This is a genomic window from uncultured Sphingobacterium sp. (genome assembly GCF_964277905.1).
GTDB classification, from domain to species: Bacteria; Bacteroidota; Bacteroidia; order Sphingobacteriales; family Sphingobacteriaceae; genus Sphingobacterium; species Sphingobacterium siyangense.
On record NZ_CAXYKD010000003.1, the window covers coordinates 270,983 to 295,817 of the forward strand.

Annotated in this window: 24 protein-coding genes; 16 read left to right on the forward strand and 8 right to left on the reverse strand. The window is 37.5% G+C overall.

The features are described from left to right. The first annotated feature begins 568 nt into the window (after positions 1-568). Positions 569-1,189: a hypothetical protein gene (locus ACHWSC_RS03160; RefSeq protein ID WP_394675760.1), complete on the forward strand. Its 621-nt coding sequence runs from the start codon at positions 569-571 to the stop codon at positions 1,187-1,189. Positions 1,190-1,349: 160 nt separating this feature from the next. On the opposite strand, the gene ACHWSC_RS03165 is transcribed toward ACHWSC_RS03160, so the two are convergent. Then, complete coding sequence (locus ACHWSC_RS03165) at positions 1,350-1,829, reverse strand: cell division protein (protein WP_394675761.1); 480 nt, start codon at positions 1,827-1,829, stop codon at positions 1,350-1,352. 115 nt (positions 1,830-1,944) lie between these two features. On the opposite strand from ACHWSC_RS03165, the gene ACHWSC_RS03170 reads away from it, so the two are divergent. Continuing rightward, positions 1,945-2,445 (forward strand): GNAT family N-acetyltransferase, encoded by a 501-nt coding sequence (locus ACHWSC_RS03170; protein WP_394675762.1) that lies wholly within the window; start codon positions 1,945-1,947, stop codon positions 2,443-2,445. A 57-nt stretch (positions 2,446-2,502) separates the two neighbouring features. After that, entirely contained in the window at positions 2,503-3,303 is an 801-nt protein-coding gene (locus ACHWSC_RS03175; protein WP_394675763.1) for a metallophosphoesterase, read from the forward strand. 31 nt (positions 3,304-3,334) lie between these two features. On the opposite strand, the gene ACHWSC_RS03180 is transcribed toward ACHWSC_RS03175, so the two are convergent. Then, positions 3,335-3,916 carry a TetR/AcrR family transcriptional regulator gene (locus ACHWSC_RS03180; RefSeq protein ID WP_394675764.1) on the reverse strand — a complete coding sequence of 194 codons (582 nt, stop codon included), beginning with the start codon at positions 3,914-3,916 and terminating at the stop codon, positions 3,335-3,337. 61 nt (positions 3,917-3,977) lie between these two features. On the opposite strand from ACHWSC_RS03180, the gene ACHWSC_RS03185 reads away from it, so the two are divergent. Next, positions 3,978-4,163 carry a hypothetical protein gene (locus ACHWSC_RS03185; protein WP_088162164.1) on the forward strand — a complete coding sequence of 62 codons (186 nt, stop codon included), beginning with the start codon at positions 3,978-3,980 and terminating at the stop codon, positions 4,161-4,163. Positions 4,164-4,991: 828 nt separating this feature from the next. On the opposite strand, the gene ACHWSC_RS03190 is transcribed toward ACHWSC_RS03185, so the two are convergent. Beyond that, positions 4,992-5,417 carry a cold-shock protein gene (locus ACHWSC_RS03190; RefSeq protein WP_075993311.1) on the reverse strand — a complete coding sequence of 142 codons (426 nt, stop codon included), beginning with the start codon at positions 5,415-5,417 and terminating at the stop codon, positions 4,992-4,994. Between the two features lie 371 nt (positions 5,418-5,788). Between ACHWSC_RS03190 and ACHWSC_RS03195 the strand changes: the two genes are divergently transcribed. Then, entirely contained in the window at positions 5,789-6,070 is a 282-nt protein-coding gene (locus ACHWSC_RS03195; RefSeq protein ID WP_394675765.1) for a GNAT family N-acetyltransferase, read from the forward strand. Positions 6,071-6,123: 53 nt separating this feature from the next. Here ACHWSC_RS03195 and leuS read toward each other — a convergent pair whose 3' ends face one another. Next, a complete protein-coding gene (gene leuS, locus ACHWSC_RS03200; protein ID WP_394675766.1) occupies positions 6,124-8,907 on the reverse strand; it encodes a leucine--tRNA ligase in 2,784 nt (927 codons plus the stop codon). 218 nt (positions 8,908-9,125) lie between these two features. Here leuS and ACHWSC_RS03205 point away from each other — a divergent pair, with 218 nt between their 5' ends. From ACHWSC_RS03205 to ACHWSC_RS03225, 5 genes are read left to right on the forward strand one after another with little or no spacing between them, the layout of a single operon-like run. Beyond that, positions 9,126-10,004: an ABC transporter permease gene (locus ACHWSC_RS03205; RefSeq protein ID WP_046674489.1), complete on the forward strand. Its 879-nt coding sequence runs from the start codon at positions 9,126-9,128 to the stop codon at positions 10,002-10,004. A 2-nt stretch (positions 10,005-10,006) separates the two neighbouring features. Then, positions 10,007-10,246 carry a DUF3098 domain-containing protein gene (locus ACHWSC_RS03210; RefSeq protein WP_075993313.1) on the forward strand — a complete coding sequence of 80 codons (240 nt, stop codon included), beginning with the start codon at positions 10,007-10,009 and terminating at the stop codon, positions 10,244-10,246. Positions 10,247-10,268: 22 nt separating this feature from the next. Then, on the forward strand, positions 10,269-11,063 hold the full coding sequence (locus ACHWSC_RS03215) for an undecaprenyl-diphosphate phosphatase (protein ID WP_075993314.1): 795 nt from the start codon (positions 10,269-10,271) through the stop codon (positions 11,061-11,063). A 9-nt stretch (positions 11,064-11,072) separates the two neighbouring features. Then, positions 11,073-11,795, forward strand: a complete 723-nt coding sequence (gene truB / locus ACHWSC_RS03220; RefSeq protein WP_394675767.1) for a tRNA pseudouridine(55) synthase TruB — start codon at positions 11,073-11,075, stop codon at positions 11,793-11,795. A 55-nt stretch (positions 11,796-11,850) separates the two neighbouring features. After that, on the forward strand, positions 11,851-12,825 hold the full coding sequence (locus tag ACHWSC_RS03225) for a bifunctional riboflavin kinase/FAD synthetase (RefSeq protein ID WP_046674485.1): 975 nt from the start codon (positions 11,851-11,853) through the stop codon (positions 12,823-12,825). Between the two features lie 89 nt (positions 12,826-12,914). On the opposite strand, the gene aroQ is transcribed toward ACHWSC_RS03225, so the two are convergent. Together aroQ and ACHWSC_RS03235 are read right to left on the reverse strand one after the other, a co-directional pair. Then, a complete protein-coding gene (aroQ, locus tag ACHWSC_RS03230; RefSeq protein WP_120332948.1) occupies positions 12,915-13,334 on the reverse strand; it encodes a type II 3-dehydroquinate dehydratase in 420 nt (139 codons plus the stop codon). Positions 13,335-13,610: 276 nt separating this feature from the next. Next, a complete protein-coding gene (locus ACHWSC_RS03235; protein ID WP_394675768.1) occupies positions 13,611-15,284 on the reverse strand; it encodes a gliding motility protein RemB in 1,674 nt (557 codons plus the stop codon). Positions 15,285-15,479: 195 nt separating this feature from the next. Between ACHWSC_RS03235 and ACHWSC_RS03240 the strand changes: the two genes are divergently transcribed. The 4 genes from ACHWSC_RS03240 to ACHWSC_RS03255 all read left to right on the forward strand — a co-directional run bounded on the left by ACHWSC_RS03240 (position 15,480) and on the right by ACHWSC_RS03255 (position 19,497). Continuing rightward, positions 15,480-16,895, forward strand: coding sequence for a glycoside hydrolase family 125 protein (locus tag ACHWSC_RS03240; protein WP_088162169.1), 1,416 nt, complete (start codon positions 15,480-15,482; stop codon positions 16,893-16,895). 53 nt (positions 16,896-16,948) lie between these two features. Further along, positions 16,949-17,773, forward strand: coding sequence for a glutamate racemase (murI, locus tag ACHWSC_RS03245; RefSeq protein WP_394675769.1), 825 nt, complete (start codon positions 16,949-16,951; stop codon positions 17,771-17,773). Positions 17,774-17,843: 70 nt separating this feature from the next. Then, on the forward strand, positions 17,844-18,089 hold the full coding sequence (locus tag ACHWSC_RS03250; protein ID WP_075993320.1) for a hypothetical protein: 246 nt from the start codon (positions 17,844-17,846) through the stop codon (positions 18,087-18,089). Positions 18,090-18,243: 154 nt separating this feature from the next. Beyond that, a complete protein-coding gene (locus tag ACHWSC_RS03255; protein WP_394675770.1) occupies positions 18,244-19,497 on the forward strand; it encodes a PQQ-dependent sugar dehydrogenase in 1,254 nt (417 codons plus the stop codon). A gap of 605 nt (positions 19,498-20,102) precedes the next feature. Here ACHWSC_RS03255 and rlmH read toward each other — a convergent pair. Beyond that, complete coding sequence (gene rlmH / locus ACHWSC_RS03260) at positions 20,103-20,576, reverse strand: 23S rRNA (pseudouridine(1915)-N(3))-methyltransferase RlmH (protein WP_120332662.1); 474 nt, start codon at positions 20,574-20,576, stop codon at positions 20,103-20,105. A gap of 465 nt (positions 20,577-21,041) precedes the next feature. Between rlmH and ACHWSC_RS03265 the strand changes: the two genes are divergently transcribed. Further along, the gene (locus tag ACHWSC_RS03265) at positions 21,042-21,935 is read left to right on the forward strand and encodes a DUF3078 domain-containing protein (RefSeq protein ID WP_394675771.1); all 894 of its coding nucleotides are present in this window, start codon (positions 21,042-21,044) and stop codon (positions 21,933-21,935) included. Positions 21,936-22,064: 129 nt separating this feature from the next. On the opposite strand, the gene dnaB is transcribed toward ACHWSC_RS03265, so the two are convergent. Continuing rightward, on the reverse strand, positions 22,065-23,675 hold the full coding sequence (gene dnaB / locus ACHWSC_RS03270) for a replicative DNA helicase (RefSeq protein ID WP_370445164.1): 1,611 nt from the start codon (positions 23,673-23,675) through the stop codon (positions 22,065-22,067). 385 nt (positions 23,676-24,060) lie between these two features. On the opposite strand from dnaB, the gene ubiE reads away from it, so the two are divergent. Continuing rightward, entirely contained in the window at positions 24,061-24,801 is a 741-nt protein-coding gene (gene ubiE, locus ACHWSC_RS03275) for a bifunctional demethylmenaquinone methyltransferase/2-methoxy-6-polyprenyl-1,4-benzoquinol methylase UbiE (protein WP_120332660.1), read from the forward strand. Positions 24,802-24,835: the final 34 nt, after the last annotated feature.

A 24,835-nucleotide genomic window follows, 5' to 3' on the forward strand; every position in this document is an offset into this window, starting at 1 on the left:
CCACTTCATTACGAGTAAGCAAACACACGATTTAACACCCTTTTGAATCGATCTAAGACAATATCCCTACATAATCATTGCTTTGCCCACAATTTACACAAAGTCGCTTAAAACGAATAATAACAACCTTTCAGCAAAACTATAGGATGATATAAAAAACTTGTCCGCTACATAGACACACAACTCCCACCTGAATCGATCTGTGGCGACCGAGACCAACCATCCAAATCACCCGACTTAATTCTAGCCCTCTTTTAATCGATTTAAGACATCTTCTCCGAGTAAAGCACCTTACGGTCACTCAAGAAAAAGAGATGCAAAAACGAGCTTAAAACAACCTTCACAGCATCGGACCAGCACTGAAATGTGATGAGTTAGACAACCCTTTCGGTATACCCAACAGCGTCAAAAAACAACAAGATAAATCAATAAGAATATTTAATACAACTAAATAAACAGAATAACCTTAAGTAAAACATTACAACTAAAACTACCCAAATCCATTAAAATCAAATTCACACAGAACAAAACAAACGCTTTTATTATATTTAAGTTTTCCCAACAAACCATGAGTAACACCCCCTCTGTATTGAGATCATTTTTAAAAACCGAACTTATAAAGATCAGGAAAACCCGCAATGTGATCATTGGTATCTTCCTCGCGATATTCGTTTTTTGTTACGGATTTTTTCTGGTGGCTTTTTTTCAGAAATGGTCGGACAGTGAAGACAGGCTGTCGTTTTTTTACAAATCACTCCCTACCCTATCCTTTCTTTTCGTTTATCTAGGCTTTGCGTTCGGCCTGTTGTGTTGGATGGCTTATATTAAAAACCAAAAATTCATCCATGCACTGCGGCAACTAAACGACTATGATCTTTACATCTACCAACAATATAGCAGACGACTGGTCCGCATCTTTTCAGCTATTGCCCCTTATCTTTTTTGTGAAAATGAAATTTTATTTTTCCCATTTATTGGAAACAAACAGATCCCAATTAGTCAAATCCATCGCATTGAAACAAAAATCATCAGAAGCTACCGAGGGCCCAACAGCTATCGCGTCTATTTCTATAATGAATTCAACAAAATCTATCAGACAACCATGAATCAGAAAGGAGCTTTTGATTTCTTACAGGAGCAGCTTCGGAAGGAAAATCCAGCGATAGTTGTTGTCGCTAGAAACCATTAAACACATACGAGTTTTCAGATAATTCAGCGAAAAAGCGGAGCATCCCCATATCATCGTTCATTGAACTGCTAAATGTGATACAGTTGAAAAATTAACCCCTATGCTTCTCGCGAAAACCAACAGTCGACACCTACAACCTATCGCTTATTCCCGAAGGAAACTAGACTGGAAGATACAACAGGTATTTACCCGACTCAGCAACTTCTTTGATCACCTGGTTTCTTTCTTCAAGAAAGCGCAACATGTATCGGGTTAAAAATAGCCATTCTACAAGCCTTCCCAGAACTCCGAGAGGAGCCTTAAAATTAAACACATCGCGCATTAATACTTTACCATGTTCCAGTTCCTTGAAAATATGCTGGTGATCCATCGAATGAAACACCCCCTGAGTCATTCGATCTTCGAAAAAATGAGGTTTTTCCATCGCTGTTATCTGTACAGTTAATGTTTGCTTTACTCCAAGATGCCTTGCACGCCAGCGCACATGCTGACCTGCCTCGATTAACCCTGTCGTGACCCCATCAATTGCCTTCTCCCCAGTTTTCTTTGTCGAATACATATGCAGATCAATACTACGTGCCAAGTCAAAAACAACCGATAAAGGAGCTTCTATAATTGTATCTAAAACAAGCTGCGGCATAATACTCTTTTAATATATTTCACACGAATTTCGTAAAATTCAGTAATTTCTTTAGGATAGGGCTCGAGAATTTTCTAAATTGATTTACCTTCAGAACGGCAACTAGACAATAATCATGATAACACTACTTCAATTCGAAAAATCAGATTTCCCGCTTTTTAAGTCATGGATTCGATCAGCAGAGGAACTATTACAGTTCGCAGGACCGTATTTTTCGTTTCCGCTTACCGATTACCAACTTGAAAAATACATTCAAGACCCAAAGCGAAACGCCTTTAAAATAATCGACACAGCAACCAAAGAAATTATCGGCCACTGCGAATTAAGCTTCGAACGGGACATTCCAAGACTTTGCCGCATCCTAATTGCAAAAAGTTCCGAACGAAATAAAGGTTATGGCAGAAGCACGGTAAATGAACTACTCAAGCTGCTTTTTACTGAAGGCAATTATGAAATAGCCGATTTAAACGTTTATGACTGGAATCACAATGCAATCCGATGTTATGAAGCCGTAGGTTTTCGAATTAACGAAAATATTATTTCGGAAGTAACAATTGGCAACGAAACCTGGAAAAGCCTCAATATGAAGATTAGTAAATCTGACTGGAAAAGTTAATTTAGCGCTATGAAAAATAAGCGAAAATTAAAGCATATAACAATTTATTTATTCATAATGGGTGCATTGCTCGGTTTTTACAGCTGGAAAATCGAGCCACATTGGGTAAAATATGAGCAGATCAATCTAACTGTAAAACATTTACCACAAGCATTGCAAGGAAAGTCATTGATCCAAATCTCGGACATCCATATTGGCAACTACGTGGATAAAGATTTTATAAAAAGAACCTTTCAGGAAATCGCGGCATTAAAGCCCGATATCATGGTATACACCGGCGACTTTGTACGTCTTGTCCATAATAAAATTCCCTTAGAAGAACTCGATGAAGTCATGCAAGATGCCCCAAAAGGCAAACTTCAAACATTGGCAATTCTAGGAAATCATGACTATGGAAAGAATTTTCAGGACAGTGCAGCGGCAGATTCAATCGTTAGCCTACTCAATGGGTATTCAATAAAAGTATTGAGAAATGAAAGCGTAATAACCCAAGGATTAAGAATATTCGGTATAGATGACTTTTGGGGAACGAACTTTGACCTTGTAAAGGCCATGAAAGAATATGATCAATCTCAAGCCAGTTTAGTTTTATGTCACAATCCGGATGCCGCAGACCTCGACGGCTGGAATGCATACAATGGCTGGATACTGGCAGGACACACGCATGCTGGCCAAGTAAGAATTCCTTTTTGGGGCTCCCCGATTATTCCCGTCAAAAACAAAAACTACGATCAAGGAATCAAGAAAATAAGCGGAGACAGAACATTGTATATCAACCGCGGACTGGGCCACAGCATCCCCATCAGATTCAACGCTCGACCCGAGGTTACCATTTTCACGTTAAGGAAAGAACAATAATTCAAGGATCGATCCAATTTGCCCCGTTCCTTTAAATAAGATATGGATAAAAGGCCGTGTGAATCGTCTGTTTATAATCTTCCAGTGGATTTCCATTTCGGTGTGCACCCAAAACAGCATAGCTTGAGCTCCAAAAATCTGAAATGATAAAAAGTTGGCGCACGAACCCCTGTAAATTTACCAAAGGTATATCAGAACGAAACATGCCTAACTCAGCGTAATACAAAAATAGAGAGACCAGCTGCTCTTCACGCTGTGCCACCAAATTCCTGTAAGCCTCTGCAATACTGGGGATCCATTTGCAAATTTCGACAAAATTCTCAAAAATAAACCTGTATTTCGATATTAGCGTATAAGAGCCATCAATAAAACTATCCAGCACCTGGCGAAATGTGCCTGCATCATCTTCAGGTTTCGAAATCATCTTTTCATACTCGTTTTGCAATAATTGGAAAAGTTGAAAAATAATATCCTCGGTATGTTTAAAATGATAATGAAGATTACCGGCACTTATATTTAGTTCCTGAGCAATTTGACGCGTTGTTACCGTACGTATACCATCACGATTGTAAAGCTTCAACGCACCCACAATAATTTTTTCTTTGGTATTCATGATGCAAAATTAGAACAATTGTTCTAATTTTGCATCATGAACTAAAAATAAGATCATATACATGGAAAAATCAACGGGAAATTGGCTAAAAAGGCAATACATCGAATTAAAACAAACTTTAATCCCAGCTCATCCAAACGACAGTTCTTGGAAGAAATTCGGTAAACAGACTGCTTTCTTTATGTTTTTAACTTTAATGGCATGTGGTGCTATAGCAATGTTAATCGCCATCTCCTTCGCTCATTAAGTAGGGAGCTGTTTGACGGCTTATTTATCTTCTACTGGTTTTGTTGGTTCTTTATTCGATTTACTCGGGCTAATCATTTCCCTATCCCCTTCCTAAACGACTGGCTGACTGATTTCGTTTTTGTACCGATCATTATTCATTGTTCATCTATCGTGGGTAGTTATGTATTCAACAATGGCAGAGCCCATGGTTATCCGCTTTACCAAATCTGGATAATTTCATTCTTCACCTCCTTACTTTTTGAATGGATCATGCCTCAATGTACCACTTATAATACCGGAGATATTGCTGACGTCGCAGCTTACTTTGCTGGAGGGTTATTTTATTTCTGTTTCCATCAATCCTTCTATATCAAAAAAAATCATCAACTTATCCAAGAGAGAAACAATAAGCAGAAATTTACCTTATAAATTCTTAGAAGACAACTTAGAATCAACAGCATTTAAAGCAAAATATCACAAAACGACAAGGGTAACTCCATAAGGACCGCATAAAAAGTATACAAATCACGTAAAAAGTATACAGATCACATCAAAATTAGATCAGCGACATATTCAAAATAAAGGGGAATTCTAAAAATTGAACTTTTTCTGTAAAGGTAATCGTGAAATTATACCGGTAGGAAAAAACTCTTTTCGCTCTCAAGAGCGATTAATGAAAGCGATTTAAACGCTGAAACTGCGGGAAGCCTCTCTTTATAAAGAATACCATTAGCGGGAAAGCAGGCATTCGGATAAATGTAAAAAAACCTTTGTTTGACTCCAAATACCCTGACATCAAACAAAAGGCCTTATAATCATCAATACTCGATTAAGAGTACTTTTTCAGCTAATACTCGATCAAGACTTCAGTGACTTGAGCACCTTGTTTAGCACTTTTAAATTTAAACTTCACTTTCTGATTCAGGTTCAATTTCTGTCCAGCAAGACGGTCATTGAAATAAATAGATTGCTGAGTTTCGTTGTCTCTAATGAACCCATAGTTGGAGTCGTTATTGTAATGGACAACTTTTCCGAAGGAATACTCGTCATGATGATTTGAGGCCATGCTTGGACTCTCCCCTTCTTTCAATTTTATCGCAGGTCTGTCTGAAATATTCCCATGTTCATCAACATAAGCAAACAATTCTTCCAAAGATTTCCCCTTGTCGTTGTTTGTTTTGTTGAATTCTTTTTTCTCAATTTTTTGTTGTTTTTTGAGTAGTTTCTTTTTTTCTCGTTCTTTTTTGTTAAATGTAATTTGGCTTTTGCTCATTCAATATGGATTAAAATAAATGTTCCCGAGGAGGTTACGGACCTTTAGAGCTTCGTTGAAAAGATAAAAATGCGATGTGTTCTAAGGAGATAATTGCAAAGGTACAAAAAATTCTTTAAAAAAGGGATATTGAGCGATCCTGTACCAAGTGATCTTAACCTGGAACCGATTCGTTTCTTCGACTTTAAACACGAATATCCAGTTCATAAATTTTTGTCTAAACCTAGTCGCGTACAATGAGCCCTGATAACAGTCAGTTACCTAAAGCCCATCGATCTTTCGATCTTTTTAAACAAGATTTATTTCGGTCACAAAATTGAAAAATTCCATAAAACAAAAAGATCATTTGGACGTTATTTTTAAAAAAAACTATGGAAATAAGAAACATCGAAAAGGACGAAAGAGGCAATTTTATTGCAGAAGTTGAAAATAATGAAGCCGGAATTTTAGAGTATACCTGGCAAAACGATCATGAGTTTTCCATTGATCATACTGAAGTGTACGATGAGTATCAGGGAATGAGTGTGGGAAAAAAACTGGTATTGGAGGCTGTTGACTATGCCCGAAAGAATGACGCCAAAATTATCCCAAATTGTCCCTATGCGAAAGCTATCTTCGATAAAACAATAGCTTTTCAAGATGTATTGGCATAAAAAAGCCGTTTTATCCTGTCGATAAAACGGCTTTTTATACTGTATTGAGTGGGTTAAATCACGATATTGATTATTTTTCCTTTGACAAAAATAATCTTTTTGATCACCTTCCCATCTAAATGCCGTTGTACATCAGCATGTGTTCTAATCGTATCTTCTACTGCTTTTTGATCTAAATCAAGCGCTAATGATAGATTGAATTTCATCTTGCCATTGAAAGATACCGGATAAGCAAATTCAGATTCAACCAAATACTCTGCTTTGAACACAGGATATGAAGCGTAAGAAAGTGTACCAGCGTCGTTACCCAACAGCGCCCACAACTCTTCCGTAATATGTGGTGCATAAGGCTGAAGAATAATGACGAGCTGTTCCAATATCTGTCGTTTATTGCATTTCAACTCGGTCAATTCATTGACACAGATCATAAAGGCTGAAACAGAAGTATTGAATGAGAAACGTTCAATATCATCTTCCACCTTTTTGATAATTTTATGTAAGGCTTTAAACTCTGCTTTGGATGGATCTTCATTGGAAACACTGAAATTACCCTCAGCATCGTGGAACAGTCGCCATATTTTACGTAAGAACTTATAAACCCCTTCAATACCATTTGTATTCCAAGGCTTAGCCTGCTCCAAAGGCCCTAAAAACATTTCGTATAGACGCAATGTATCTGCTCCATAGGATTCGATAATATCATCAGGATTGACCACATTGAATTTGGATTTAGACATTTTCTCCACCTCACTACCGCAGATATACTTCCCATTTTCCAATACAAATTCAGCATTTGCAAAATCCGGCCTGAAGTTTTTGAATTTTTCCAAGTCCAGTACATCATTATGAACAATATTCACGTCTACGTGTAAAGGAATAGTTTTGTATTCATTTTTTAATCCATAAGACACAAATTGATTTGTACCTCTCCCTTCGTCATCAAGTACACGATACACAAAATTAGAGCGCCCTTGAATCATACCTTGATTAATCAATTTGCGGAATGGCTCTTCCTCATTTTGGTAACCCAAATCTTTCAAGAACTTGTTCCAAAAACGCGAATACAACAAGTGTCCAGTAGCATGCTCAGAACCACCGATATATAAATCTACGGCTTTCCAATAATCCACAGCCTCTTTGGATGCAAAATTACCTTCATTTTTTGGATCCATATATCTAAACCAATACCATGAGGAGCCTGCCCATCCCGGCATCGTACTCAATTCATACTCATATTGATCTTCATACTTCCAATCTTTGGCTCTTCCCAATGGAGGTTCACCCGATTCCGTTGGTAAATATTTATCAACTTCGGGCAATAAGAGCGGTAATTCTTCTTCTTTAATTAAATAAGGTAATCCATTTTTAAAGTAGACAGGCACGGGTTCTCCCCAATAACGCTGACGCCCAAAAATAGCATCACGCATGCGGAAGTTTATTTTCGCTTTACCTAGTTTTAATTCTTCCAATTTAGCAATCAAAGCAGGAAGCGCCTCTTGGTAAGTCATACCATTGATAAAATCGGAATTGATGTATTTTCCGTCTTTATTTGGATCAGCTTCTTCTTCAATATTTTGGGTATCCGAAATAGGAATAATAGGAAGAGTGAAATGTTTAGCAAACACATAGTCACGTTGATCGCCACTAGGAACCGCCATTACAGCACCTGTTCCATAACCAGCAAGTACATAATCCGCAATCCAAATCTGTACATCCTGTCCAGAAATTGGATGTTTAGCGTAAGAACCAGTAAAAGCACCAGAGACTGTTTTTGTATCGGCCATACGATCCAATTCAGATTTTTTCGAAGTTTTCTCGATATAGGCGTCTACTTCTGTTTGCTGCTCAGGGGTAGTCAATGCTGCAACCAATTCATGTTCTGGAGCCAAAACGACAAAAGAAACACCATATATGGTATCTACACGCGTCGTAAACACTTCAATTGCTGTATTTAATTGTGGTACGGGAAATTTCACCGAGGCACCGACCGATTTTCCGATCCAATTACGTTGCATTTCAACCAAAGGTTCTGGCCAATCAATTGTATCCAAACCTTTCAATAAACGATCCGCATAAGCAGTAATGCGCATAGACCACTGCATCATCTTCTTTTGCTCCACAGGATAACCACCGCGCTCAGAGACACCGTTGATTACCTCGTCATTCGCTAATACTGTACCTAAAGCAGCACACCAGTTTACTGTACTTTCACGCAAATAAGCAATCCGATATTTCAACAATTCCCGTTGTTGTTTTTCTTCATCAAAAGATTTCCATTCGTCGGCGCTGAACTCCAAGACGTCTTCATCTGAAACTGCTGAAATGCCAGTTGAACCACTTGCAACAAATCTCGCGATTAACGTTCCGATCGGTTCAGCTTTATCTGATTCCTTATTATACCAAGAATCAAACAATCTCATAAAAATCCATTGTGTCCATTTGTAATATGACGGATCAGAAGTACGTACTTCTCTACTCCAATCATAAGAGAACCCAATGTTATCCATTTGCTCACGATATCGATTGATATTTACCTCAGTCGTCACTGCAGGATGCTGACCAGTTTGAATGGCATATTGCTCTGCAGGAAGTCCAAAAGAATCATATCCCATCGGATGCAATACATTGAAACCTTTCAAACGTTTATATCTTGAAAAGATGTCCGAAGCAATATATCCCAGCGGGTGACCAACGTGCAGCCCTGCTCCGGAAGGATAAGGAAACATATCCAATACATAGTATTTTGGCTTTTGATGCGTATCGGAGGTTTTATACGTTTGATGATCCGCCCAAAACTTTTGCCACTTTTTCTCTAATGATTTGTGATTATACTCCATTTTTATTCGTAAGGAATTTTTATGACTTGCGAAATTACGATTTTAATACTGAAATGTGATAAAAGTTTTGTAGTTTGAACAATAAATTATAGTATTGAAAAGTTAATTAAACATAGGAAGAAAACAGCCTTCGAATTGATTTTTATCAAAGTAATTACAAGATTAATTCGAAATCTTCCACTCAAATAGTTACTTTCGCAAATAAATTTTTGCTTATTATGTCAGAATACGAATTAAGCACACAAAAAAGAAAAACAAAATCTGTATATGTATCTACGGTTATCAGTATCGCTCTCGTGCTGTTGGTAACAGGTATGTTGGGATTACTCTTGGTGCACGCTAAAAATCTTTCGAAATACGTTAAGGAAAATATCGTCTTAAATGTCATCGTAAATGATGGCACAAGTGAAGGTGATGTCCTTTCTCTACAAAAAGACCTGGAAAAAGATCCATACGTGCTTCGCACCGAATATATTAGTAAGGAATTGGCTGCAAAAAACTTGAAAGAAGATCTTGGTGAAGATTTCGTACAATATTTGGGGCATAACCCACTTCTACCTTCTTTGGATGTTTACATGAAAGAGAATTATGCCAATACAGATAGCATTAAAACTTTTATTGAAAAGATCTCCAAAAACAATAAAATTAAAGAAGTTGTATACCAGGAGTCATTAATTGACATGGTCAACAAAAACGTACGCATCATCGGAATGATTGTTCTTGCTTTTGCGGTTATCCTATTGATTATCGCCGTAGCTTTAATCAACAATACGATACGTCTTGCGATCTATTCACAACGTTTCTTAATCAAAAGTATGCAATTGATTGGGGCTACTAAAAACTTTATTCGTAAACCATTTATAACGTATGGCATCATTCATGGTTTACTGGGATCTTTGATCGCGATTTTACTCCTCATTTTAACGCTGAAATTTGCACAACAGCAAATACCAGAACTGGTCTTTTTACGCAACTGGTTCGAATTTGCGGTGATCTTTTTAGGGGTAATTCTGATTGGAATTCTCATTTCGGGACTTAGCACCTATTTCGCAGTAACAAAATATTTAAAGGCACAATCTAACGATTTATACAGATAAAAATGGCTCAAATAAAGAAATCTACTGAATCAGTCAACAAAGGTTCATTTGTATTCTCCAAAGTAAATTACCAACTGTTCATAGCGAGTTTAGCTATTGTAATCATAGGCTTTACATTGATGTCTGGTGAAACTGATATCTATAGTTTTACCAAGATTACCTTGGCCCCTATTGTTGTTGTTCTTGGGTTTGCGATAGGATTTGCGGCAATACTATATCGTCCCAAAAACAAATCAAATTAAAGCATAATCTTATCTTAAACAGATGTCTATTATTGAAGCTATCATCCTTGCTATCATTGAAGGATTAACGGAGTTTTTGCCTGTATCTTCGACAGGTCATATGATCATTGCTACTGCCTTAATGGGTATTCAACCATCGGCATTTGTCAAATTATTTACGATTGTCATCCAGTTAGGAACGATATTATCCGTTTTGGTACTATACTACAAACGTTTTTTCAAAACGCTATCATTTTACTACAAACTGGTCATTGCAGCTATTCCTGCCTCTATATTGGGTTTGCTATTCAATGATTATATTGATGCATTATTAGAGAGTCCTTTAATGGTCGCAGTGATGTTGGTGGTCGGCGGTGTAGTTCTACTTTTCGTTGACAAGTGGTTCAACAAACCAACTGTTGAAGACTCGGACAAGGTTTCCTACAAACAAGCTTTTATGATCGGGGTATACCAATGTCTTGCATTAATCCCGGGTACCTCAAGATCTGCAAGTACAATTATTGGCGGTATGGCTGAGAAACTAACCCGTAAAGCTGCTGCGGAATTTTCCTTTTTTCTTGCTTTGCCTATGATGTTTGGTGCTTCTGCAGTAAAGCTTTTAAAGTTTTTTAAAGAAGGTAACACCTTCACAGGAGAAGAACTTAATTTGCTTATTATTGGAAATCTAATTGGTTTCGTTGTTGCAATTGTAGCCATTAAGTCTTTTATTGGCTTTTTGACCAAATATGGTTTTAAAGCATTTGGTTGGTACCGAATCATCGTTGGTGTTATTATTCTTGCCCTTCTACTTTCGGGCCATAGTTTACAAATTATCTAAAATCTTCGGATGGAAAATATAGAGGTTAGTGAAAATTCAGCAAAGTTCAACTTTGCTGAAGGAGAAATGTTGTTGATCGATAAACCTTTAACATGGACAAGTTTTGATGTTGTTGGTAAAGTTAGAAACTCAATCAAACCGTTAAAATTAAAAGTCGGTCATGCAGGAACTCTAGATCCACTTGCGACCGGCTTGCTCATTGTCTGCACTGGCAAACTAACAAAAAAAATAGACAGCTACCAAGCTGAAGACAAAGAATATACAGGTTCGATCACATTAGGAGCGACAACACCTTCTTACGATCTGGAAACAGAAATTGACCAAACCTTTCCAATCGATCACATCACAGCGGAAATGATCTTCGAAGCAGCAAAATCCTTTGAAGGCGATATTCAGCAATTTCCTCCAGCCCATTCAGCCATAAAAATTAATGGTGAACGCGTCTATGAAAAGGCCCGTCGTGGCGAAGAGGTTGAAATAAAATCCCGCCAGGTACACATCAATAGCTTTCTCATTGAAAAGATCGAGCTTCCTAATGTGTATTTTCGCATATCCTGCTCAAAAGGAACCTACATTAGATCACTGGCCTATGACTTTGGAAAATTCTTACAGAGTGGATCACATCTGAGTTCTTTAAGACGCACCAAAAGTGGAGATTATTCGGTAGAAAATGCCTGGAATCTAGAACAACTTATCGCTGAAATAAAACGTCATAAAGAAATCATTAAATAACTTTACCCTCCCATTTTATTGATTCTTTATCTTATTTTTGCAAAAACTCCTATAAATGAAAATCTACAGAAGTTTAGATGATTTCTCACCAGTTGAAAATGCAGTTGTAACCATCGGTACTTTCGATGGTGTTCATATTGGCCATCAAAAAATATTGGCTCACTTAAAGGAAGCAGCTCATAAAATTAATGGTGAGACAATTTTGCTTACTTTTTTTCCACATCCACGATTGATTATCAATCCAGATGATGATAGTTTACGCCTAATCAACGATATCGAAGAAAAGGTCAGTCAATTAAGCAAAGTGGGAATAGACCACTTAATTATCATTCCTTTTTCCCGTGATTTTTCAAATCAGACTCCGGAAGAATACATTAGTAATGTTCTTGTAGGCAAATTGGGTACAAAAAAGATTGTGATAGGCTATGATCACCATTTTGGAAAAGATCGAAAGGGTACTATGGGCGATTTAGAGCAGTTTGCATCTATATTTGACTACAGTGTTGACGAAATTCCAGAGCAGGATATCAACGATATTGCAGTATCCTCCACACGAGTACGAGAAGCGCTTATAAAGGGCGATATAAGAACGGCTAATCTCTATTTAGGTTATCCGTTCGAACTAACGGGAACTGTTATTAGAGGCGACCAAATTGGGCGTACAATCGGATTTCCAACAGCAAACCTGCAGGTTCACGAACCTCATAAACTCATACCGGCCTATGGCATTTATGCTGTTGAGGTATATATCTATAATCATATCCAAAACATCACTACAGGGGAGTATAAAGAGGAAAGTCCGGTTTCAATTGCGAAAGGTATGGGCTATATAGGGACCAGGCCCACTGTTGATGGGATGAATCGTGCTATTGAAATCAGCCTATTCGATTTCGATCAGGATATTTACGGCAAGACACTACGTGTCAAGTTCCTTCATTTTATCCGACATGATGAACGGTTTGACTCGCTTGAAGAAATGAAAGCTCAGATCAAAGCAGACGAAGTCGAAATCAGAAGTCTTATTGGTTAGAGCAAGTCTGTTAGCTATAAAATAAAAAAGCGGGAATTCCCGCTTTTTTATTTTATAGCTATTTTTTCTCGTCCTTGCAAAAGAAGATATTATTTAATAAAAGCCTCGATACCCAATCTGTAGCTATCCAGGCCAAAACCACAGATCACCCCTTTACAATTCTTTGCCAGGAACGAATGATGGCGAAATTCCTCTCTTTGATGAACATTGCTTATGTGAACTTCAATAACGGGTGTTGTGACTGCCGCAATTGCATCTCCAATAGCAACAGATGTATGCGTATATGCTCCAGCATTCAACACAATTCCATCAAATTCAAAACCAACTTCGTGGATCTTATCGATTAACCCTCCTTCTGAATTGCTTTGAAAATAGTGCAATTGTACCATTTCAAACTGTTGTTTAAGCTCTTCAAAGTAGCTAAGGAAGTCCTGGCTACCATAAATCGATTTCTCCCTTACACCCAACAAATTCAAATTTGGGCCATTCAGTATGAGGATTTTTTTCATTGAAATATAATTATTTTTGTGCTGGTCCATTGGCTAACTGAGTGAAGCCATGCCATTTTATGTTTAAATAGATCGTTTTTAAGCCGTAATAAATCATAAGAAGGGATCGTCAACCATCGGATATTTTATGCTGGCTGTATCAAAGTTGTCTTTCCTATCTTCTCAATTTGTCCTGAGACCTCGTTTTAAAAACAAACTATATTGGTTTTTACAGCGTTTATGGCCAAATCAATATAGTTTGTCTTATTTCTAGTATGGATCAGTTTATAAAAATTTCTATAAATCGTTATAAATTGCTCGGAAACTTGAGCGAAGTCCAAATGACACAACACCAGACTTATTGACTACAGGTGTTTCGTATTGTGCTTTTGCGTAACGTTGGGTATAACCAAGTTCTAAGCGAAGGTTATACTTGGGATTAAGCACATAGGCAGCCTTAGCATCCGCATAATAGATATTGTTCTTTATTCCTTGCGCTATATGGTTTCCATATAGATTTGGTATCGTTCGATAAGATTGAAAAATATCTCCTCCCATATTACTTCCATCAGGTAGATCCAGCCCATTTTGGGTAAACATGCCCTGTACCGAAAAGTCCCATCTATCCCATGCATAATTCACAAGACCAACGAGCTCTCTAAAGTTTGCCCCTTTCGGATGAGCCAATGGTTCGGCATTATTACTGTAGTTTGAATACGATTTAAAGTGTGCGTAAGTATATGGTCTTGCTGTATTATACTCGGCAAGAAAATTTAAATTCTTCACACCAAACATATCATATCCCCTTACGCCAAGTTGTGCTCCCCATTTGTTGTGCGCATATCCGTTACCAGCGAAGAACTCTTTAGCAGTAAATTCACCCAGTAAAAACTGTCCATATGCAGTCAATCTATAAGGTAATTTATATTTGGAGGTCAATCCTAAAAACATTTTATCGGGTGAAGTACGATTATTATTTTCAACAGGCCGGATAAAGATAATAGGGCTAATATAACTAAAATCAAAGCCTCTTTTTCCAGCTTCATCTTGAGCAGCCCAAACGACAGACTGAAAAAAGCCGATCGATAACTTATTTGTCACATTCCAATCCAAATATTGAAAAGCCCCCCATTTTTTTCCGTCTCCTAAACGTGTATTATTCTGACCTTCCATCGGAGTTGTACCCGTCAAATCCTGTCTAGGATGCGTCGGATCGTTCATATACGCCCAGATCGAAGTATATTGAACATTCCCTATGGTCCCGGTCAATTTCAAATGGGCATAGTTTGAAGAAAAATCCGATAAAAGCATCGATCGATAGCCATCCCCGATAAAGTTTTTGTCGTAAGCCAAAGTTGCCTGGATATACTTATGGGCGTCATAAGTCATACTAGCTGTCGCATACATCCAGTCCATTTTATTCTTGGACTGAAATTTTGTATTTCCTTGACCCGGAATAACTTTATGTGCAACAATATAGTCATCCAAATATTTAGGAAAGACAGCTTGACTTTCAAATGCGGAAGTATTAAATGTAAATTTATTTCCTACGTTCAACCCTACTTGAAATCCTCTACCATTCATCCATGTACGGCGCTTGTCGCCCAGCATGTCCTTTCCAATATAAAGATCCGGTAGAAAATCAGCATAGAATGTGTAATCGTCTTTTTCAACCTGCACAAGATGTTCGTTAAAGATCTTGCGCATGAACCAATTAGACGAAGAAACGGGTTTATTAGATTGGATTGAATCAAACTTAGCTAACAATAAAGAGTCTTTTATGACGAATGGTTTAGCAGAAGTATGCATTCTCGTCTCCGTAGAATAAACCGCATCGTTCATTTTTTGATAAAAATGATACGAATAGGGCTGACTCTTAATCTGGGCAAAACCTCCGCAGGAAATACCTACTCCCATGCCTGCCAGCACGATTCGGAGTAAATTATTATTTTTTGTTATATTAAGCCTCATAAAATTATTTCAAAGATTATTTTTTCTAGCAAAATGCATTCCTAAACGCAAATTAACCGAATAAAATTGACTTTATTCATATGTTCAGTCAATTTTATCATGCTAAATCGTATTTGCTGTTCCTTTTATTCAAAAATATTTATATCTTGCATTTCAGTAAATAACCATAAATCATAAAAAACAGCCCTAATAAGCATGAAACGCAGAACATTTATCCAAAACGCAACCCTGTTAACCGCAGGTGCACTTACAAGCAAATTTTCATTCGCTCAGGAACATTCTTTTCCCACTGTACGGACAGGTAAAGAGAAAAGACTTTTCTCGAGCAAGGTAATCGAAGATGCAATTGTAGAATTTCAGAAAAATGTTAAAAATAAGGAACTGGCTTGGTTATTTAACAACTGCTTTCCTAATACCCTAGATACTACCGTATTTCCCTATGTCCAAAACGGAAGAAATTATACCTATGTGATTACAGGGGATATTGATGCCATGTGGCTACGTGACAGCAGTGCGCAGGTATGGCCGTACCTCCCTTTTATGAAAAAGGACAAAAAACTGCAAGATCTTATTGTTGGCTTAATCCAAAAACAGAGTAAATGCATCAATATTGATCCCTATGCCAATGCATTTTATAACGATCCAACAAAAAAAGGCGAATGGTTCAGTGATCACACAAACATGAAACCTGGAATTCATGAACGAAAGTGGGAAATCGATTCATTGTGTTATCCAATTCGATTAGCTTATCATTATTGGAAAGAAACAAATGACAGCAGTCCATTTAATGAAGAATGGTTAGAAGCACAACATAAAATATATCAGACTTTCGTTGAGCAACAACGTAAAGATAGTCTAGGCCCATATAAATTTGAGCGAACCACCTCTAGAGGATCAGACACATTACAGGTAGATGGCTACGGATATCCTGTAAATCCAGTTGGCTTGATTTGCTCTAGTTTTCGACCGTCAGACGATTCTACAATTTTCTCATTTTTGATTCCATCCAATTTATTTGCGATTGTTAGCCTTAGACAGTCTGCCGAAATCTTGAAAAAGGTTAAAAATGAACACGAGCTCGCTGCAAAAATGGAAGCGCTTGCCAATGAGGTCGAAGCAGCAGTCAATAAATATGGTATCATCGACCATCCGACACTGGGCCGGATTTACGCATTTGAAGTAGATGGTTTTTCGAGCCATCTTATGATGGATGATGCAAATATCCCTAGTTTGTTGGCCCTACCTTATTTAGGAGCTGTAGATCTAAATAACGAAGTTTATCAACGTACGCGTAACTTTGTTTTGTCTGATAAAAATCCTTTCTTTTTTAAAGGAACAGCAGCAGAAGGCATTGGTGGACCTCACATAGGAAGAGATATGATCTGGCCGATGTCCATTATTATGCGGGCGCAGACCTCAACAAATGATGAGGAGATTCGTAATTGTATTAAAACCCTGGTCAATACACATGGTGGAACCGGATTTATGCATGAGTCTTTTCATAAAAACGATCCTAAAAAATTCACAAGACATTGGTTTGCTTGGACAAATACATTATTTGGCGAATTAATTTGGAAAATATACAAAGAGAAACCATCTTTGCTTCAATAAATCTGAAACTTATAACACAATGTTATAAGTGAAAGAACTTATAACATTGTGTTATGGATAATTTAACAACCCTCGGTCCTATTGGTATTTTTGATTCCGGTTATGGAGGACTCTCCGTATTCAAGGAAATTCAACAACTTTTACCTCAATACGATTATATCTATTTAGGCGATAACGCCCGTGTTCCATACGGTACAAGATCCTTTGAGACCGTTTACAATTACACCAAACAATGTGTTTTTAAATTATTTGACCTGGGCTGTAATCTCGTTATTCTGGCATGTAATACGGCTTCTGCAAAAGCATTAAGGACTATTCAACAACATGATCTTCCCCCTGGAAAAAAAGTCCTTGGGGTCATCAGACCCACTACAGAAATCGTACACAATTTTACGAAAACTAACAAGATCGGTATTTTAGCCACTACAGGAACGGTAAAATCTGAATCCTATAAAATAGAAATACACAAATTCAATCCAGAAATTGAGGTTTTTCAGCACGACTGCCCTTTTTGGGTTCCTTTAGTAGAAAACAATGAAATCAATACAGAAGGCGCACATTACTTTGTAGAAAAAGATTTACGGGAACTTTTACAGCAATCCGATCAAATCGATACCATTGTACTTGCCTGCACCCATTATCCTTTATTGCTACCCGTAATCCAAAAATATACACCAAGTAATATAAAGATCATCTCTCAGGGACCTATTGTTGCCAATAGCTTAAAAGAATATCTTGATAGACACCGGGAAATTGAAACAATTTGTTCTCAAAATGGCCAACTGGCCTTTTATACAACAGATGATCCAAGGGACTTTGAAAACAAAGCAAAAATATTTTTTGGACAGCCGATAGCCGCAAGCCATATCAGTGTTTAGAAAATAAAAGGCAATAATTTTTAAAACTTTTACTTCCCAATTTTCGTTATTCTGATAAAAGGCGAGTAAAATGAAAAAGAACTTTATAACCATTGCTTATAATCAGGATACACAACATTGCGAATCCAAAGAGTTTTCAAACATACAGGAAAGTGCAGATTATTTTAAGACTTTCGAGACCTCTGCACAACCCAACTACGTTCCCGTGTGTATTTACAATTTAAATACAAACACCATTCTAGATATAAGTGATTATTATATAAACAACGATATTGAACTCCACCGAATCGTAAGAAACTGCCTGGCGGGAAAATAACTCCTTTAATACTTAAAAACAAATTAGCTGGCTAGCATTCCCCTTTCTTATTAGCATGAGTTATATATTTATATTATTACATTCTGGAAAATAATATTTCATTAATTTTTAATATCTTCAAGCAGATAATCAGACCAAAAACAAGTCACAGATAATGAAAACCAAACTGACAATAAGCCTCTTAACAGTATCTTTAGGATTAACTGCATGTAATTCAAACCATGCGAATTCAAATTCAAGTTCGGATAGCAGTGCAAATTCTGCAACTGATACAACAAGTTATCCTCCCGTAGAAACACAAAAGGCAAACACGAATTATAAACCTGCATTTGCTGGACAAACCAGAATTAAAGGTGCAAAGACGAGCACACCGTTCGAAGGTAAAGTAATTGCCGAGGGATTAAAATCTCCTTGGGGTATCACTGCGCTACCAGATGGCCGACTATTAATCTCAGAAAAAGAAGGTGATTTTCGCATTGTAACGGCGGACGGTAAATTAAGTGAACCAATTAAAGGTTTACCTCAAGTCAATAGCAGTGGACAAGGTGGGCTTTTGGGATTACGTCTTGATCCAAAATTCGAGTCAAACCGTATGATATATTGGGTTTTCTCTGATAATACCGCTGCTGGAACTTTGACGGCTGTTGCGAAAGGAAAACTGTCCGCAGACGAGAAATCGATAGAAGGTGTTAAGGTTATCTACCAAGCTACTCCTGCTCATAAAGGGAACTTACATTATGGTGGACGAATTATCTTTGATAAAGAAGGTAACATTATTTTGAGTACAGGTGAAAGATCTGATTTGGTCACAAGACCATTGGCACAAGATCTGAATGCAGCATTGGGCAAGATCCTACGTATTACCACTGATGGACAGCCTGCCCCTGGGAATCCATTTATAGGCAAGGCAAATGCACGTCCGGAAATTTACAGTTATGGACATCGTAATCCACAGGGACTTGCCTTACATCCTGAAACTGGCGATCTTTGGGAAACTGAATTTGGTCCACGGGGCGGCGACGAGTTGAACAGAATTGAAGCAGGCAGGAATTATGGATGGCCAACGATTACGTATGGTATAGAATATAAAGGAGATAAGGTTGGTGAGGGCATACAACAAAAAGACGGCCTGGAACAACCCGTCTATTATTGGGATCCTGTTCTCTCGCCTAGTGGAATTACATTCTATACCGGACAGAATATTCCAGAATGGAAGAATAATCTCTTTATTTGCGGTTTGAGCAGTATGCACATTGCCAGAATTATACTAAAGGATAACAAGGTGGTTGGAGAAGAACGCCTACTAGGCAGTGAAGGACAACGATTTAGAGATATCACGCAAGGAAAAGATGGCGCGCTGTACGCTATCACAGATATCGGAAAATTATATAAAATTGATAAGAAATAAATACTTCGATTCGACGCAGCCCCTCTCAAATGGGCTGCGTTTTATTTTGACCTAGCTCTAAAAACACCCTTTCAATTATTTTTTATCGACCTTATTTGCTATATTTCTTTTCGAACATGACAACCACTCTAGTTTGGCTCGATTATTGATCATCTATTAACGAATCAATAAATTATTATATGGTAAAAAAAGAAAAAATGAAAAAACTATTAGAAATTAATCCCTTGTCATTCTATATGACCAACTGGGGATTCGTAAACAACACCGCCCCAAAAAGAACGCGCAAAACCTGCCAACCTTCTCCCAAAAATTAAGCGTTCTTGCTTAAACAATTCAATTAAAATTTATTAAAATCATCTGCTGATATCCTCCATACGGATATTAAGTAAGAGATTTATTTCTTTTACTAGATCCGTATGGAAGGGCATTAAGCTATGCGAAAAAATAGGCTAATGCGATTACGATTATAATACAAGCAATCATAATGTATTTATTCAATTGGCTATTTTTTTCTCCTTCGTCACTTTTATAGTGATAATCTCGTTTGTTGGGCAAATTCATAAGCTTGTTTTTATTCATGATGAAGTTACGGACTTTTTTCCATATTATTCGTGATGATAAGGCTCTCCTTTCATGATAGAAAATGCACGATAAAGCTGCTCTGTAAAAAACAAACGAATCATTTGATGCGAAAATGTCATCTTGGACAACGAAATTTTTGAATTTGCTCGATCATAAATTTTTTGGTCAAATCCATAGGGACCACCAATAATAAATACCATATGCTGAACACTTTGCACCATCATTTTTTCCAGATAAGCAGAAAACTCCAAGGAGCGAAACTCTTTTCCATGTTCATCCAGCAGAACGACTAAATCTTGAGGCTGTAATTGTTTTAGAATCAAAAGAGCCTCCTTATCTTTCTGCTGCTCAGCAGAAAGATTTTTGACATTTTTGATGTCTGGTATCACCATGATATTAAAGTTCACATAAAACTTTAACCGTTTAATATACTTATCAATACCCTCTATCAGGTACTTGTCATCTGTCTTACCTATACAAAGTAGCGTTATCTTCATCTAAACATTTTATAAGTTTTTGTTATGAATAGCACAATAGAAGCCGGCTTTCTCGATCCAAAATAATGGCTTTGTTCTTGTTCCCGGGTATTGTCAAAAGCTGCTCATAAACTTTTATCCAAGAGCTGCTACGCTAATAAATAGCGCATACATACAATTGAGCAAAGTTCTGATTTTATTTAAAATAAACACAATCAAAAGGACAAAAAAACATTAACCTCATTTATTCGTTTTGTTATAAAACATTTATTTTCTCGTACACGCTTAAAACATCAGGCTGAAAAGGGATAATAACCTCGTTTTAAGCGCATCGATCAGATCAAATTGTTGTATATAACAATGATATTTCAACAGCTCCAATACGCAGAAATAAAGCTACTGCGTTCATTGTCTAAAAAGTTGTGAAACTGTACGTGCTCATTTGGATTATAATAACATGGAAATGCAAACAAATTAAGTATACACATGAAAATAATAAAATCAATTATTCTTATTGCTTTTGGCTTATTAGCACATAAAACCTACGCTCAGACAACCGCAGTAGACAGTACGAAAACCTGGATTATCAAAGGAGAAAACACCTTTCTGATCAACCAAAGTTCATTTTCTAATTGGGCTGCAGGTGGGGTAAATTCATTCTCCGGCAACCTAACTCTTAATTACGACTTCAATTACAAGAAAGGCAAATGGTCATGGGACAACAAGGTCCTTGCGGCTTATGGGCTAACCTTTCAAAAAGAGTCGGACTGGCGCAAAAATGATGACCGATTAGTTTTAAATAGCTTGTTGGGACATCAGGCCTCTCAATATTGGCTTTATACCTTCTTTCTAAACTTTAACACACAATTTGCCGATGGTTATGATTACACGGCTTCACCCAAAAAAAGGATATCCAGGTTTTTAGCTCCGGCATACCTGAGCTTCGGTCCGGGTTTTGCGTACAAACGATCGGACAACCTCAGATTTAATCTCTCACCTGCGGCTGTGCGCTTTGTATTCGTAAGTGATACACTCCTTTCCACACGATATGGACTAAATCCGAACAGCAAGTCCCGCACTGAATTCGGTGCATCATTTGATGCTTATTATAAAGTAAATTTAATGGAGAACATTTCATTTGAAAATATACTAAAACTCTATTCAAACTATTTAGATAAGCCTCAAAATGTAGATATTGACTATACGGCCAATCTTTTTATGAAGGTAAACAAGTTTATTACAGTAAACGCAGGTGTACAGATGATCTACGATGACAATACAGCTATTCCGATTATTAAAGATAATATTGAAGTTGGAAAGAGAAATTCCGCCCTACAAATTAGGCAAATTGTCGGTGCTGGCGTGACATACAAATTTTAAAGGCAACAAAAATAGCAGGAACAAGCCCACATAAGCAAGATAAACTACGAAGGCGCCGTAAACGAAAAAACCGAATTTAAATCATTCGGTTTTTTCTATTATTTAGGAATACTTATGTAAAATTAATCACTAAAATGGTGCATCATCAGGCATGTCGTTCATTCGGGATGGCATAGTAATCCCCCCACTGAAGCCCCCAGCACTAAAATCATCAGCAAAGTTTGGTGACGGATTCAATGCCGAAGCAGAAAATGTAGCCGGTGCATCACCGAATCCATCTCCACCACCCATACCCGAAAACTCATCTTCTAAATCCACAAACTTCACAAATTTACCCACAAAGCGAAGTGGAACAATTCCGGTCTCACCATTACGGTGTTTTGCAATAATAACTTCACCGACACCGGCAGTAGGACGTCCCTCTTCATCTTCTGTCAAACCATAATATTCGGGTCTATATAAGAAAAGAACCATATCCGCATCCTGCTCAATAGAACCAGACTCCCGTAAATCGGACAACATAGGGCGCTTACTATTTCCTGGCCTTGACTCTACTGCACGACTCAACTGCGACAATGCGAGCACAGGAATATTTAACTCTTTGGCAACAGATTTCAAAGCACGGGAAATACTACCAATCTCTTGTTCACGGTTCCCCCCTCCTTTACCGTCTGCTTTTCCATGCATTAACTGCAAGTAATCGACGATCACCATTTGGATATCGTATTGTGCCTTTAAGCGCCTACATTTAGCTCTAAATTCGAACACGTTCAACGCCGGCGTATCATCAATAATAATAGGCGCATCGGTTAAACGACCAATTCTCGAATGTAATTGTTGCCATTCATGATCAGCAAGATTTCCTTTTTTTAATTTCTCTTGCTCAATTTCTGTTTCACCAGCGATTAGACGATTGACAAGCTGAACGGATGACATCTCCAGCGAGAATACGGCGACCGCTTTACCGTGTTCCACAGCGGCATTACGTGCAACGGAAAGTACGAATGCCGTCTTTCCCATCGCTGGACGTGCTGCAATAATAACAAGATCGGAAGGCTGCCAACCTGAAGTCATACGATCCAAGGCAGTCAAACCCGAAGGCACACCTGTCAAACCATCCGTGCGGTCACGCAGCATCTCAAGATTAGAAATCGCCTCACGCATAATATCGTCCATCTTCCTTGAATCTCTCCGCAAGTTATTCTGCGCGATATCAAACAAGCTTTTTTCGGCATGATCCAACAGATCGAAGATATCTGACGTTTCATCGTATGAGCTATTAATAATTTCAGTAGAAACTTTAATAAGCTCACGCTGAATATATTTCTGTGAAATAATACGTGCATGATACTCAATATTAGCTGCCGAAACCACGCGATCTGTCAATTGCGTAATATAATAGGCACCACCGACCATTTCAAGAGCCCCCATCCGTCTAAGTTCCGAGGTAACGGTTAATATATCAATTGGAGAAGTCTTTTGAAAAAGGCCAAAAATCGCTTCAAAGATTTTTTGATGTGATTCCTTATAGAACGATTCCGGTTTTAAAATATCAATAATTTCACTCAGCGCATTCTTTTCAAGCATCAAAGCTCCCAAAACAGCCTCCTCAAGATCCACTGCCTGCGGCGGAAGTTTACCCAAACCACTCACCAAATTATTTAATTTGGTACGACGTTCGCCATAATTACCCCGTTTGTTATTATCCGTGTTATTCGCCTCAAAATTACTGTCGTTCATCATGATATTATATCAGAAATATAGCTTTGCTATCCTTATAAATTTTAGATAGGATAACAAATGTATAAAAAATAAAATTCACCACCATGCGGAGTTACACACAGAGAAATTCAACGATCACACCCGAAACCCCAAAAAGCTTTGAAGGACACAGATTTACATAGCGAGTTTTCAACACTTACTGTTGAAAAGATGTTGAAAATAAAAAATTGCCACTTAAAATCAACACATTAAAAAATGTTAATAACTTAAGCCATTGTGAATAAGCAAAATGGTAAAAAGCAAATCAATCCTCTCGACTATCATCAAAACAAACTGACTTTAAGATGAAAACAAATCCCTTTTTTAGCACTAAAAAATATTCATATATTGTATCTTTGTAACTATGACGCACGACTCCTCAACATTAAAACCCTATAAAGATACCAACGATGGGAAGAAGAAACAGGTAGCAGATATGTTTGACAACATCTCTCATTCCTACGATTTTTTAAACCATTTCATGTCTTTGGGTATTGACATTATATGGCGCAAAAAAGCCATCAATGCCTTAAAGTCCATAAAACCGCAACTGATGTTGGATGTAGCGACGGGAACTGGTGATTTTGCATTGGAATCAATTAAAATCTTGAATCCAAAAAAGATTATTGGTGTCGATATTTCCCAAGGAATGCTTGAAGTCGCTAAGAAAAAAATTGCAAGTAAGGGTTTAGCAAATCAATTTGAGGTAGCGCTAGGAGACTCAGAGAGGCTTCAATTTGAAGATAATACTTTCGACGCTGTTACCGTAGCATTTGGTGTCCGTAATTTTGAAAACTTGGAGAAAGGCCTATCAGACATATACCGCGTATTGAAACCTGGTGGGAAAGCTGTTATTTTAGAATTTTCGAATCCGAAGAAATTCCCCATTAAACAGCTTTATAATTTTTATTTCAAGTTTATTACACCAACCATTGGAAAATTCTTTTCAAAAGATTCCAGTGCATATGAATACCTACCAGAATCAGTTGCTCAATTTCCGGACGGCCAAAAGTTCGTTGCCATCAACAAAAAAGCAGGTTTTAACGAAACGATTGTTAGACCGCAAACATTTGGTATCTGTACCATCTATATTGCTACAAAATAGTGCCAGCTAAGATCTGGTTTTGAATCAAATCGGA